Here is an 11791-nt window from a genome sequence, read left to right on the forward strand (position 1 = left end):
CATTTGAAGATTGAAGCAATATCTGGAATAAAAGATGCAAATGCATGTTTATTACATGTACATGCCCGTTCGGCCATCCGGCGGCAGCATCAACCCAAGCACTGCAGATCAGGAGAAACACCATGGCTATTCCCACCGGACTCACCCAGGGCAACTGGAACTTCGACGGCTCACACAGCGAGGTCGGCTTCAGCGTCCGGCACGCAGGCATCAGCAAGGTGCGCGGCAACTTCGACACCGTCGATGCCACCCTGCAGATCGGATCCTCCCTTGAGGACTCCAAGGTTGCGGCGACAATCAAGACCGAATCCTTCAACTCCAACGACGAGAACCGCGACGCCCACGTACGCGGCGGCGACTTCTTCGATGTCGAGCAGTTCCCCGAGATGACCTTCGAGTCGAAGCGCATCGAAGGCGCGGGCGAGACCTACAAGCTCATCGGTGATCTCACCATCCGCGGCATCACCAAGGAAGTTGTCATCGACACCGAGTTCAACGGCGTAGCAGTCGATCCCTTCGGTGCCACGCGCGCCGGGTTCTCCGGCCAGACCGTGATCTCCCGCAAGGAGTTTGGCCTGACCTGGAACGCAGCCCTCGAGGCCGGCGGTGTCCTGGTGGGCGACAAGGTGACCATTAACCTTGACGCGGCTTTCGTGGCACCCTCAGCCAACTAGGCTTCCTCGTCAGCACCCCCTTCAATAGGGCGGAAACAGTAGGGCGTACCGGGCTAACCGGTACGCCCTACTGTTTTTCAACCGCACCGCGTCATTCAGCGGCACCGGACTTTTCAGCGGCACCGTTTTCTCAGCCCTGAACCCCCGCTGTCCACGCATTTGGGCGGTACGCTGGGTCGCATGAGCACGCCATCACACGAGCCGACAGACCGCGATCCGCATCAGCTCTCCGGAACTGACCCCCTGAATCCCGCAGAGCCAGGGCCAACCCAGAACTCGGGAGCCGGCCTGTCTCCGGAGCCACAGAAACCTGCGTCGCCGTACTCCTATCAGTCAGCCCAGCCAGCGGGATATGCCTACCCCAGCTCGGCGAGCATGCCCGAAGCAGCAAAGCCGCCGATGCCCCGGGAAGTAAATCTTGCTTTCTGGCTGATCATTGCAGCGGGAGTGTTGAACTTCATCAGCACACTCATGGGATCAGGCAACACCGGCGGGCCGGCGGGAGCTGCTGCAATCGGTGTCGGCATCGGGATCGTTGTAGGCATCCTCACCACCGGCGTGTACGTACTGCTGGCCGTCTTCATCCGTAAAGGACACAACTGGGCGCGCATCACCGCAACTGTTCTCGCGGGAATCTCCATTCTGCTCATGATCATGAGTTGGGTAACGCTCGCCGCACTGCAGGGCAACGCCGAAATACAGGCACAGCTGGATGGACAGAGCCTGGAGCCAAGCGGGTTCTCGATCGCACTGAACGTCCTCGTGGTGCTGCTTGGTGTCGCCGGAGTAGTGCTGTGCTGGCTCAAGCCCTCCAATGCCTACTTCAAGCGGCAGCAGATCACGCACTAGCAGGGGGTTGCCGCTGACCGGCGGGTCACAGCACTGGCTGGGCTTGCTTCGTTTACTGGACCGCGCGGGCGCCGGGACCGGATTCAATGTCCGGGTCCTGCGCCCGCTGTGCGTGGTAGGCAAGAATCTGGAGCTCCGTTGCCATGTCCACCTTGCGCAACTGCACGTGGTCCGGAACCTGGAGTACAACCGGGGCGAAACTCAGGATGCTCGTGATGCCGGATTCAACGAGCTCATCGCACAACTCCTGGGCGACGCCTGCCGGCACCGCCAGGACAGCCATGTTGGCGCGGGTCCGGTGCAGCACCGTCGCGAGCTCCCGCACGGGGCTCACTCGGAGCCAACCCACTTCGGTCCCCACCACCATCTGGTCAGCATCGAACAGCGCAACCACTTCAAAGCCGCGCGACTGGAAGCCCGAGTAGCCCGCGAGAGCACGGCCCAGGTTACCTGCGCCTACAATCGCTACCCGCCAGTCCTGGGTCAGCCCGAGAGCCGTGGAGATCTGGCTGTTGAGGTACTGCACGTCGTAGCCCACGCCGCGGGTTCCATAAGAGCCGAGATAAGAGAGATCCTTGCGGAGCATCGGTGAATTCACGCCCGCCGCGTCAGCAAGCTCCTCGGAGGAGACTCGTTCAATACCCTCTGCCAGCAGGGAGTTCAGCGCACGCAGGTAGATCGTCAGCCGCGCCAGGGATGCAGGCGGAATCTGCCTGCCGTGCTGGTCGCTGGTAGCCGCCTGCAGCCCGGGAATCTCCGACATGGTCACTGATTCATCGCTCCATCACTGTTCACCGGCGGCCATGAGCTGCTCGGCCCGCCCGCCGGAGGATGACGGCGGATACTCCCACTTTAGGTCCCGTGGCAAAGCGCTCAAAGTTCGATACCGGATGGGTTGCGGGAACCCGGGAGTTGCGCACACCTAGGACAGGAGCCTGCGCAGCCGCGCCTCGTCGATTGTCCAGAAGTCCCGCTGGACGCCATCGAGAAGCAGTACAGGCACCTCTTCAGAGAATCGCTCCAGCAATTCGGGGTGGTCCGCGATGGATTCTTCCTGCCAACTGACGCCCAGGTCGCCGGTGACGCGCGCCACCGTTTCGCGTGCGGCCTGGCAGAGGTGGCAGTCCGGGCGGGTCACCAGGACAAGGCCGGAGGTCCAGTTCCCCGCTGTTCGGTGGGTCTGCTCATTCATGGTTCCTAAGCCTACTGGGCGGGGGCTCCGGCAGAGTTCCCACGGACGCACCGCAAGCGGGCCAAGCTGTGATTAGACTCGTGCTATGTCCGCAGCCAGCCTCCGACCCGCCGTCGAGCCCGGATCTTCCGCGGAAACTGCGCCCGCTGAAGCGGCGCCGCTGGGCGGTTCCGCTGGAGAAGCGGCCTTCTTCGACGTCGACAACACCATGATGCGCGGAGCCAGTCTCTTCCATGTAGCACGCAAGATGTATCAGCGGCGGGCTTTCACGCTTCGTTTCGCTGCAGGGCTGGCCTGGAAGCAACTGCGGTTCGTCATGCGCGGCGAGAACATGACGGACATTCACGCTGTCCGGGACGCCGCGCTCGCTTTCGCAATCGGCATCGCCCACGAGGATATTCTTGCCCTCGGCGAAGAGGTCTATGACGAAATGATCGCGTCAAAGATCTGGCCGGGAGCGCGTGCCCTCGCAGAGCAGCACCTCCGGAACGGGCGTCGCGTCTGGCTGGTCACCGGAACCCCGGTCGAGGTGGCCAGCGTCATCGCCAACCGTCTCGGGCTCACAGGAGCGCTAGGCACTGTCGGAGAGGTGTCTGAGGGTTTCTACACAGGCAAGCTGGTGGGCGATTTCCTCCACGGTCCTGCAAAAGCCACCGCCGTACGCGAACTTGCTGCCAATGAGGGCCTGGACCTGTCGCGTTGCTGGGCATACAGCGATTCCTACAACGACGTCCCGCTGCTCAGCATGGTTGGCCATCCGGTTGCGATCAACCCGGACCACCGTCTCCGCAAACATGCCCGCGATTCCAACTGGCCCATCTACGATTTCCGGAGCGGCCGCCGCGCTGCCACCCTGGGGCTCAAGGCAGCAACCGGGGCCGGGGCCATTTACGGTCTGTGGCGCGGCTTCACACGGATGCGGGGCTAGCCCTTAAATGCAAAACCGGCCCGCCTCAGTGGCGGACCGGATGCGGTTCTACTTCTTGTTGCGGCGCTGGTGGCGGGTCTTGCGAAGCAGTTTGCGGTGCTTCTTCTTCGCCATCCGCTTGCGGCGCTTCTTGATTACTGAACCCATAGAGTCCTCACAAACTATTCATTCCGGTTCCGGGCAACCTCCACCGCAGGAACTGCGGCAGGGACGCTCGAATCTGACAAAAGACGTACATCGCGCTGATGCACATCGTGCGGCCGCGCGATACGACCGCGTACGCAAAACGCTTCTTAACAGAGTACCCGCTCGAACCGGTCTTCCCGACCGGCCAGGGCCGGACTCCTAGCCGGTACCCGACTCACCCTCGACGGACGCGGAGCGCAAGTACTGCTGCACGGCCGATTCAGGCACCCGATAAGAGCGTCCAAACTGGACAGCCGGCATCTCACCGGAGTGAACCAGACGGTAAACCGTCATCTTCGATACCCGCATCAGTGCGGCCACCTCGGCAACCGTCAGGAAGCGCACGTCAGAGAAGTTACTCCCGCTCGTCATCCCACCACTGTCCTTTTCTCCGAGCACATCCCGGGATGCACCTCCCACCGTTCCTGCTCGACATCGGACGGCGTGTCGGCTTGAAACCTGTGGATTATCCGTCTAGAGAGACACTCTAGTGGTTGATGTGACCAAAGTGAAAGCACGCTATGGTCACGAACCACCACCATTACGACGACGGCGCGCGCCCCTGGCGAGGTCGCCGAGCACCCCGGCAGTGACACCCCAACCCATGCAGGCATCAGTGACGCTTTGGCCGTAGGAAAGTTTCCTTGGGGCGCTCACGTCCAACTTCTGTGAACCTTCCATAAGGAAGCTCTCCAGCATCACCCCGGCTATCCCATCCGAGTCCGCAAGAGCATCCGCCAGTTCGCGTGCGACGTCGGCCTGCCGCAGGTGATCCTTGCCGCTGTTCGCATGGCTTGCATCCACAATCAGCTTCTGGTTCAGGCCTGCTGCAGCCAGTCTCGCCGATGCCTTTGCCACGTCCGCAGGACCGTAGTTCGGACCGTCCGTTCCACCGCGCAGGATCAGATGGGTATCCGGGTTCCCGGTAGTCGAGACGAGCGCTGCCCGGCCGTCGTCGTCGACGCCCAGGAACGTCTGGGGTGCGCTTGCGGCAGCACAGGCATCGAGCGCCACGGTGATGCCGCCGTCGGTTCCGTTCTTGAACCCCACCGGCATTGACAGGCCGGAGGACAACTGGCGATGGATCTGGCTTTCGGTGGTCCGGGCTCCGATCGCACCCCAACTGACGAGATCCGCAATGTACTGGGGGCTGATCGGCTCCAGGAATTCAGTAGCCAGCGGAAGCCCGAGGGTAGCGGCATCATGGAGGAACTTCCGGGCGGTGCGCAGGCCGGAGACGATGTCATGACTACCGTCGAGATGCGGGTCGTTGATCAGCCCCTTCCAACCGACGGTGGTTCGGGGCTTCTCGAAGTACGCCCGCATGACCACCAGCAGGTCTTCGCTGTGCAGTTGCGCCTCGTCGGCAAGCAGGCGCGCGTACTCGATGCCGGCGTCGGGATCATGAATGGAACATGAGCCAACGATGACGAGGAGTCGGTCATCCACGCCATTGAGGACGGCCCTGATCTCTTCGCGGGAGCGGCGGATCGAAGCGGCCAGCTCGTCGGAGCCCGGCAGTTCTGCGAGCACCGTAGAGGGCGTCGGCAGCGTATCCATCCGGCGGACATTGAGGTTGGACGATGCGGTGGTGAGGGTTTCCATGGGTCCCGTCTTTCGAAGAAGATTCTTCGCCGGGACTGTCCTGCAGAACCCGCCGAAGAAACGACGAAGGGCAGGAAAGGATTCCTGCCCTGTTGGCTCTGAAGGTGTTGGTCAGCGTATTAGTTGATCTGCCCCTTACGGGATACCTCCAGAGCCAACACAAGATACGCATACCAACGGGTTGTCATGGCATCGAGCGTAACCGGCATGCCGGCCATTGCAAACTGCGGTACCGGTTTGTGACTGCCGTCCCTTCGGGCTATCACCAATCCCAGCTGTCTGGCATGGAATGCAACTACTCCTTACGGCGGCGGAGCTTCGGGAACTGGGACAGAAGATCCGCAGCACGCTCCGCAGCCCTTCCAACAGTGCGCCCAAACGGCTGTGAACCATCGGCTTGCGCAAGTCCCGGCGTCACTGTGACCAGTTCACCGAGTTCAGGTTCGACGACGGCAGGCGCAAGGGAGTTGCCCTGCGGAGTGGGTAACTGAAACTCTGCGAGCCAGGAGGCGACATACTGCAACGGTTCGGAATTGAGTGAATAGAAGCGCTTTTGGCCCTGCGCGCGCATGGTGACAAGCCCTGCTTCCCGCAAAACTTTTAGGTGCTTGGATACGGTTGGCTGACTCACTTCAAGCTCCTGCACCAACTCGCCTACCGCTTTGTCCCCATCCCGCAGCGAACCCAGAATCTGGCGACGGGTGGCTTCAGCGATGACGGCGAACACATCATCCATGACCATCCCATTACCATAACCGTATATATCGAAAGCGGCATCCCTTGCGTCATCGCAAGTCAGTCGAACCAGGGGTCCAGCCCGTGTAGAGGAAAAACGGCCCTGCGCGTCGCCATGATGGAACGGTCAAGGTTCTCATTCGGATCGAACCCGGCTTCCCACGACTGCCACCAGATGTCGGAACCATCGCCCAGGAATTCCGGTGCGTACCGTCCGAAGCGCTCGGCAACGTACGTTCGCCAGGGTGCGGGCACCGGCGTCGTGAGCGTGATGTCCGCTCCGGCGGCAACTGCGGTGAGGAGCGTCCATGAGCGCGGCACCACCGAGGTGATGTTGTAGCCGCCGCCGCCGGTGGCGATCCAGCGTCCACCGCAATGCTCGGAGGCAAGGTCGCGGACAGCAACAGCAGCGGCGTGCTGCGCGTCAACGGTATAGCGCAGGTTGGTGAGCGGATCATCTGCGTGATTGTCACAACCGTGCTGGCTGACGACAACTTCGGGCTTGAACGCAGCAGTCAGTTGCGGAACCACAGCGTGGAAAGCGCGCAGGAAGCCGGCGTCGCCCGTGGTGGTGGGAAGAGCGACGTTCACTGCATAGCCCGAAGCCGACGCACCGCCGATCTCGTTCGAGAAGCCGGTCCCGGGAAACAGGCTCATTCCCGTCTCATGCAGGGAGATGGTCATGACCCGCTTGTCATCCCAGAAAATTTCCTGGGTGCCGTCGCCATGGTGGGCGTCGACGTCGATATACAGGACACGCTGCACTCCCCGGTCGAGCAGCCTCTGAACGGCGGCGGCGGCGTCGTTATAGATGCAGAATCCGCTGGCCCGGGCGCGGCCGGCGTGGTGCATTCCGCCACCGAAATTCACTGCGTGTTGGGCGGCACCCGACAACACGGCGTCGGCCGCGGCGAGTGAACCGCCAACGAGCCGAGCACTCGCCGAATGCATGCCGGCAAAAGCCGGGGTGTCGTCAGTTCCGAACCCAGCCGTTCCGTCCGCCGACTCGGGATCGGCGTCAGCTGCCCTGACCGCCCGAACATAACCGGCGTCGTGAACGGTCTGCAGACTGGCGTCATCGGCCACCTCCGGCACCTCGACCGAAACCTGCGGAAGGTCGAACAAACCCAGTTCACGGACAAGGCGGGCGGTCAGGTTCAGCCGCTCGGGGTTCATCGGGTGATGGGCGCCGAAGTTGTACGCGAGCATGGAGTCATCCCACACCACTGCCGTTGCAAAGGCAGTTGCAAGGGCGGGATCGGAGGTACTGGCCACCCAAGCAGGCTACGCGATCCGCACCGGTCCTGCCCACGGCCGGTGTGTGGAAGTGGTTTACTACTCTTCAGGACGCAGCAGGAGAAACGGAGCGGATCAGCAAGCATGGCACGAACACACCCCTTCTGGTCAGGAGGGGAAGACCGGGTTCATCTGCAGCTGCTTGGCAGGGCGCGCGATTTCATCGACAGCGTGGTGAACAGTTCACCCGCCCGCGTAGCCCTGCTGGTCTTTGCCCTGGTTGTCCTGATCTTTACCGCGCTGCTCAGCCTTCCGTTTGCCAGTAGCTCCGGTGAGTTCACTCCCCTGCACGATGCCATGTTCACTGCTGTCTCAGCGGTCTGCGTAGTGGGGTTGACCGTCGTGTCCACCGCAGCCTACTGGTCCTTCTTCGGGCAGCTGGTCATTCTCATCGGCATCTTCGTCGGCGGTCTCGGAACCCTCACGCTGGCTTCGCTGCTGGCCCTGGTAGTCAGCAAGCGGCTTGGTGTCCGCGGTAAATTGCTGGCGCAATCAGCGCTGAATAATGCCAGCCGCCTCGGTGAGGTCGGTACGTTGCTTCGCATTGTCATCACCACCTCAGTGTTGGTCGAACTGGTGCTGGCCCTGGCCCTCATTCCACGGTTCATGATCCTCGGCGAACCGTTCTGGCTCGCTGTCTGGCATGGCTTTTTCTACTCCATCTCGGCCTTCAACAACGCAGGCTTCACTCCGCACTCCGATGGCCTCGTCCCCTACGACACAGACCTGTGGATCCTGGTGCCGCTGATGGTGGGTGTGTTCGTCGGGAGCCTCGGCTTCCCGGTCATCCTCATTCTCGTGCAATTCCGCCACCACGTCCGGAAATGGAGCCTGCATACCAAACTCACCATCAATGTGTCCCTCATCCTGCTGTTCGCCGGGATGGTGCTGTGGGGGTTGATGGAATGGTCCAACACCAGGACCATTGGTGGACTAAGCGGCAACGACAAGGTCATCCACGCGCTCTTCGCCTCCGTGATGACCCGCTCCGGCGGCTTCAATCTCGTGGACCAGGGCCAGATGGAGCCGACGACCATGCTCCTGACGGATGCGCTCATGTTCGCCGGCGGCGGGTCGGCCTCCACGGCCGGCGGCATCAAGGTCACAACTATTGCAGTGATGTTTCTTGCCATCCTCGCTGAAGCCCGCGGCGACTCCGACGTCAGCGTCTACGGACGCAAGATTCCGCAGGGGGCCATGCGGGTGGCCATTTCAGTGATCTTCACGGGTGCGACAATTGTGCTTGTCGGTACCGGTCTGCTCCTGTGGATCTCCGGGGAGGAATTGAACCGGGTGCTCTTCGAGGTCATCTCGGCGTTCGCCACCTGCGGCCTCAGCACCAACCTCAGCGCTGAACTCCCGCCCGAGGGCAAGTACGTACTGTCGGCACTCATGTTCGCCGGGCGCCTCGGAACCATTACCGTTGCTTCTGCACTTGCTCTGCGCCAGCGCAGTACGCTCTACCACTACCCGGAAGAGAGGCCAATCATTGGCTGAGAGACCAGCACACAACGCGCCTGTACTTGTGATTGGGCTCGGACGGTTCGGTTCCGCGACGGCTGAACAACTGGTGAAGCAGGGGCGCGAAGTCCTGGCGATCGAAAAGGACCAGCAGCTGGTCCAGAAATGGTCCGGGACGCTAACTCACGTCGTGGAGGCCGACGCCACCAACATCGACGCCCTCCGCCAGCTTGGCGCGCAGGAATTCCCCGCCGCCGTCGTCGGTGTCGGCACATCCATCGAGGCAAGCGTGCTCATCACCGCCAACCTGGTTGACCTCAATATCGACAACCTCTGGGTCAAGGCCATCACGCCGTCGCACGGGAAAATCCTCAAGCGCATCGGTGCGAACCACGTCATCTACCCGGAGGCCGACGCCGGCCAGCGCGCCGCCCACCTGGTGGGCGGCCGGATGTTGGACTTCATCGAGTTCGACGACGGTTTCGCCATCGTGAAGATGTTCCCGCCGAAGGAAACGCAGGGGTTTACCCTCGGCGAGTCAGCAGTGCGCTCAAAGTACGGCGTCACTGTGGTCGGCGTAAAGTCCCCGGGCGAGGACTTCACCTACGCCCGGCCGGACACGAGGGTGACGAGCCGCGACATGCTGATCGTTTCGGGGCACGTGGATCTTCTCGAACGGTTCGCTGCGCGCCCCTGAACGGGTTACGCGCCCTCAACGAGACATACGCACCCTGGGGTCACGTCCGAAAGCTCAGCCGCCCAGTTCACGGGTGATGGCAGCGGCACGTTCCGCCGCCGCACGTGCTCCGGCAGCAACGATGTCCCGCAGGCCTTGCTCGTCGAAAGTGGCGATCGCGCGCTCGGTTGTCCCGTTCGGACTTGTTACGGCCTTTCGGAGGGCGGTTGCGTCGGCGCCCTCCTCCGCGAGCATGAACCCGGCACCGGCCACCGTCTCGGTAGCCAGGAGCTTCGCCAGCTCCTCGTCGAGGCCCAGCTTCACCCCGGCGGCGGCCATGGCCTCTGCGAGGTAGAACGCATAAGCGGGACCGGAACCGCTCACCGCGGAGAGCGCGTCCACCTGCTCCTCAGGAATTTCGACGACGGTGCCCGCTGCTCCCAGAATGGCACGCGCCTGATCCATCAGCTCTGATGTGGCACTGGTCCCAGCCGAGATCGAAAGGACCCCTCGCCCAAGACTGGAAGGCGTATTCGGCATGCTTCGGATAACCGGCTGGCCCTCGGGCAGCGCCGCCTCGAGCATTTCGATGGAGATGGCTGCTGCGACGCTGATCACAACGGTTCCCGGCTTCAGCGCGGGGGAAATTTCCCGGGCAAGATCAAGAGTACCGACCGGCTTCACTCCCAGCAGTATGACGTCGGCCTCCGCCGCCGCGGCCCGGTTGGCGCTCGTATCCTCAGTGGAGGACAACACGGAGATACCGTGCTGCCTGGAGAGACTGGACGCCTTTTCGGGGTTGCGTACGGTTGCTGTCACTTGTGCCGCCGGGAGCCCTGCAGCAAGCAAACCCGTGAGGATTGCACCATTCATGGAGCCGCAGCCGAGGAAGGAAATGTGCTGTGGAATGTTGATAGCCATCGGACCATCGTGTCATGCCTGATGGATTCCCAGCGTCCTCACAGGCCCTATGGGGTGCAGTTCCCAGAAATAGCAGTACAGTCGTTATTACCTCATAAAGGTGCGAGTGATGAGGCCGGGCTCTCCCTGGCCCGGTCGGTGCCGGTGAGCCGCAGCAGTGTTTCCCCCAATCACGCTGCAGGCTCACCGGCACTACCTTTTTGTCCGCTGCTGGGCCCTCTCGTCTGCTTCGCGCTCGTGTCCTAGGCGCGGCACGCGGCCGGGGGCCTCAGTCAGCGCGTTCCCAGGTGCACGTGCCCGACGCCGACCGACGGCATGGGCTCGTCTGCCTCGAACATGAGGGTGTCGAAGCGGCGGAGGATCAGTCCTTCGCGCAGCGCCCACGGACAGATGTCCATCTCCTGCACGTTGAAGACTTCGAACGCCGCCTCGGCGACCAGTGCACCGGCAAGCACCTGGCGCGCCCGCAGCTCGGAAACGCCGTCGAGATTTGTCCGGTCGCCTACGGGCATGGCCTCCAGCCGCTTCGCCCACAGGGAGAGGTCCTGACGACGCAGCGTTCGTCGGACAAACGGGCCCGCTGCAGACGGGGCCGCACCGGCAATACGCGCCAGGGACCGGAAGGTCTTCGATGTCCCGGCAACCAGGTGTGGTTCGCCGAGGACAGCAAAGGCGCCTGCTGACTCCTTGAGGGTTTGCCGAATGTAGCGGCGCAGGTTCTTGACGTCGAGCGGCGTCGGCGGATCGCCGGGGAGCCTCTCTCTGGTGAGGCGTCCGGCACCCAGCGGGACCGACCGCGCAACTTCGGGCAGCTCGTCCTGGCCCATGGCCATCTCAAACGATCCGCCGCCGATGTCCAGGTTGAGAATGGACCCGGTGCTCCACCCGTACCAGCGCCGTACCGCCTGGAAGGTCATGGCGGCTTCCTGGTCTCCGGAAAGCTCCTGGAGGACCACCGAGGTCTCAGCCTCAACCCGCCGCAGGACGTCTGCGCCGTTTCCGGATTCCCGGATAGCAGAGGTGCAGAAGGCGAGGAAGTCTTCCGCGCGATGATCGTTCGCGAAGGCGCGAGCCTGGCGGATGAAACCTACAAGTTCCCGCTGGCCCTCTTCACTGATCCGCCCCTCGGCATCCAGGTGGCTCACCAGTTGGAGCGGGCGCTTATGGGAAGCGTAAGGCACCGGCCGCGCCCCTGGGTGCGCATCCACCAGGAGTAGATGAACCGTATTGGATCCGATATCAAGGACGCCTAGCCGCATGAGCCCATT

General features: G+C 62.6%; 14 protein-coding genes. 5 read left to right on the forward strand and 9 right to left on the reverse strand.

Annotated features, from left to right (window positions below; translation table 11 throughout):
- Positions 1-122 precede the first annotated feature (122 nt).
- Positions 123-674 carry a YceI family protein gene (locus Q0877_RS09410; RefSeq protein ID WP_299167217.1) on the forward strand — a complete coding sequence of 184 codons (552 nt, stop codon included), beginning with the start codon at positions 123-125 and terminating at the stop codon, positions 672-674.
- Between the two features lie 180 nt (positions 675-854).
- Positions 855-1523 (forward strand): hypothetical protein, encoded by a 669-nt coding sequence (locus tag Q0877_RS09415; protein ID WP_299167218.1) that lies wholly within the window; start codon positions 855-857, stop codon positions 1521-1523.
- A gap of 52 nt (positions 1524-1575) precedes the next feature.
- Here Q0877_RS09415 and Q0877_RS09420 read toward each other — a convergent pair whose 3' ends face one another.
- Positions 1576-2286, reverse strand: coding sequence for a redox-sensing transcriptional repressor Rex (locus Q0877_RS09420; protein WP_299167219.1), 711 nt, complete (start codon positions 2284-2286; stop codon positions 1576-1578).
- Positions 2287-2445: 159 nt separating this feature from the next.
- Positions 2446-2715 carry a glutaredoxin family protein gene (locus Q0877_RS09425; RefSeq protein ID WP_299167220.1) on the reverse strand — a complete coding sequence of 90 codons (270 nt, stop codon included), beginning with the start codon at positions 2713-2715 and terminating at the stop codon, positions 2446-2448.
- A gap of 85 nt (positions 2716-2800) precedes the next feature.
- Here Q0877_RS09425 and Q0877_RS09430 point away from each other — a divergent pair, with 85 nt between their 5' ends.
- Positions 2801-3643 carry an HAD family phosphatase gene (locus Q0877_RS09430; protein ID WP_299167222.1) on the forward strand — a complete coding sequence of 281 codons (843 nt, stop codon included), beginning with the start codon at positions 2801-2803 and terminating at the stop codon, positions 3641-3643.
- A gap of 48 nt (positions 3644-3691) precedes the next feature.
- Here Q0877_RS09430 and Q0877_RS09435 read toward each other — a convergent pair whose 3' ends face one another.
- The 5 genes from Q0877_RS09435 to Q0877_RS09455 form a co-directional block, all read right to left on the reverse strand.
- Positions 3692-3790, reverse strand: coding sequence for a 30S ribosomal protein bS22 (locus Q0877_RS09435; RefSeq protein WP_003792170.1), 99 nt, complete (start codon positions 3788-3790; stop codon positions 3692-3694).
- A 198-nt stretch (positions 3791-3988) separates the two neighbouring features.
- A complete protein-coding gene (locus Q0877_RS09440; protein ID WP_299167223.1) occupies positions 3989-4201 on the reverse strand; it encodes a helix-turn-helix domain-containing protein in 213 nt (70 codons plus the stop codon).
- Between the two features lie 153 nt (positions 4202-4354).
- Complete coding sequence (locus Q0877_RS09445; protein ID WP_299167224.1) at positions 4355-5434, reverse strand: 3-deoxy-7-phosphoheptulonate synthase; 1080 nt, start codon at positions 5432-5434, stop codon at positions 4355-4357.
- Between the two features lie 295 nt (positions 5435-5729).
- Positions 5730-6176, reverse strand: coding sequence for a helix-turn-helix transcriptional regulator (locus Q0877_RS09450; RefSeq protein WP_299167225.1), 447 nt, complete (start codon positions 6174-6176; stop codon positions 5730-5732).
- 53 nt (positions 6177-6229) lie between these two features.
- Positions 6230-7378, reverse strand: a complete 1149-nt coding sequence (locus tag Q0877_RS09455) for an acetoin utilization protein AcuC (RefSeq protein WP_299167338.1) — start codon at positions 7376-7378, stop codon at positions 6230-6232.
- Positions 7379-7549: 171 nt separating this feature from the next.
- Here Q0877_RS09455 and Q0877_RS09460 point away from each other — a divergent pair, with 171 nt between their 5' ends.
- Entirely contained in the window at positions 7550-8962 is a 1413-nt protein-coding gene (locus Q0877_RS09460) for a TrkH family potassium uptake protein (protein ID WP_299167227.1), read from the forward strand.
- Positions 8955-9623 (forward strand): TrkA family potassium uptake protein, encoded by a 669-nt coding sequence (locus Q0877_RS09465; RefSeq protein ID WP_299167228.1) that lies wholly within the window; start codon positions 8955-8957, stop codon positions 9621-9623. Before Q0877_RS09460 ends, Q0877_RS09465 begins: the two co-directional genes overlap by 8 nt.
- A 54-nt stretch (positions 9624-9677) precedes the next feature.
- Here Q0877_RS09465 and proC read toward each other — a convergent pair whose 3' ends face one another.
- Complete coding sequence (proC, locus tag Q0877_RS09470; protein WP_299167339.1) at positions 9678-10511, reverse strand: pyrroline-5-carboxylate reductase; 834 nt, start codon at positions 10509-10511, stop codon at positions 9678-9680.
- A 284-nt stretch (positions 10512-10795) separates the two neighbouring features.
- Positions 10796-11782 (reverse strand): Ppx/GppA phosphatase family protein, encoded by a 987-nt coding sequence (locus Q0877_RS09475; RefSeq protein ID WP_299167230.1) that lies wholly within the window; start codon positions 11780-11782, stop codon positions 10796-10798.
- Positions 11783-11791: the final 9 nt, after the last annotated feature.

Source organism: uncultured Arthrobacter sp., from assembly GCF_947495145.1.
In the GTDB taxonomy this organism is placed as follows: domain Bacteria; phylum Actinomycetota; class Actinomycetes; order Actinomycetales; family Micrococcaceae; genus Arthrobacter_D.

What these genes read in the sequence shown, in the direction of transcription:
- Q0877_RS09410 (WP_299167217.1), top strand. Translation starts at nt 123, where the DNA reads ATGGCTATTCCCACCGGACTCACCCAGGGCAACTGGAACTTCGACGGC.
- Q0877_RS09415 (WP_299167218.1), top strand. Translation starts at nt 855, where the DNA reads ATGAGCACGCCATCACACGAGCCGACAGACCGCGATCCGCATCAGCTC.
- Q0877_RS09420 (WP_299167219.1), bottom strand. Translation starts at nt 2,286, where the DNA reads ATGTCGGAGATTCCCGGGCTGCAGGCGGCTACCAGCGACCAGCACGGC.
- Q0877_RS09425 (WP_299167220.1), bottom strand. Translation starts at nt 2,715, where the DNA reads ATGAATGAGCAGACCCACCGAACAGCGGGGAACTGGACCTCCGGCCTT.
- Q0877_RS09430 (WP_299167222.1), top strand. Translation starts at nt 2,801, where the DNA reads ATGTCCGCAGCCAGCCTCCGACCCGCCGTCGAGCCCGGATCTTCCGCG.
- Q0877_RS09435 (WP_003792170.1), bottom strand. Translation starts at nt 3,790, where the DNA reads ATGGGTTCAGTAATCAAGAAGCGCCGCAAGCGGATGGCGAAGAAGAAG.
- Q0877_RS09440 (WP_299167223.1), bottom strand. Translation starts at nt 4,201, where the DNA reads ATGACGAGCGGGAGTAACTTCTCTGACGTGCGCTTCCTGACGGTTGCC.
- Q0877_RS09445 (WP_299167224.1), bottom strand. Translation starts at nt 5,434, where the DNA reads ATGGAAACCCTCACCACCGCATCGTCCAACCTCAATGTCCGCCGGATG.
- Q0877_RS09450 (WP_299167225.1), bottom strand. Translation starts at nt 6,176, where the DNA reads ATGGTCATGGATGATGTGTTCGCCGTCATCGCTGAAGCCACCCGTCGC.
- Q0877_RS09455 (WP_299167338.1), bottom strand. Translation starts at nt 7,378, where the DNA reads ATGCTCGCGTACAACTTCGGCGCCCATCACCCGATGAACCCCGAGCGG.
- Q0877_RS09460 (WP_299167227.1), top strand. Translation starts at nt 7,550, where the DNA reads ATGGCACGAACACACCCCTTCTGGTCAGGAGGGGAAGACCGGGTTCAT.
- Q0877_RS09475 (WP_299167230.1), bottom strand. Translation starts at nt 11,782, where the DNA reads ATGCGGCTAGGCGTCCTTGATATCGGATCCAATACGGTTCATCTACTC.